The organism is Chromohalobacter sp. HP20-39 (assembly GCF_033052815.1).
Classification (GTDB): Bacteria; Pseudomonadota; Gammaproteobacteria; order Pseudomonadales; family Halomonadaceae; genus Chromohalobacter.
Map to the genome: position 1 here is coordinate 1 of NZ_JAWHTP010001252.1, position 230 is coordinate 230.

Genomic DNA, 230 nt, shown 5'->3' on the forward strand with positions numbered 1-230 from the left:
GCGGACGCTCGACGACGGCGAGCGCCTGCGCCGGGTCGCCGCGACCCTGCCCCTGGCCCGTCCGATCCGGGGGGCCTCGATCGTGTCGAGCCCGTTCGGCACGCGCCTCGACCCCTTCACCCGCGGCCTCGCCCTGCATACCGGGCTGGACCTGAAGGCGGAGTACGGCGAGCCCGCCCGCGCCACCGCGCCGGGCCGGGTCGTCACCGCCGAGGCTGCGGGCGGGTACG

1 protein-coding gene is annotated in these 230 nt (G+C 78.7%); it reads left to right on the forward strand.

The window, feature by feature from the left end; translation table 11 throughout:
• Nucleotides 1-230, forward strand: a 230-nt coding sequence (locus RVY79_RS21875; RefSeq protein ID WP_411161792.1) for a M23 family metallopeptidase, incomplete at both ends; no start/stop codon positions are given.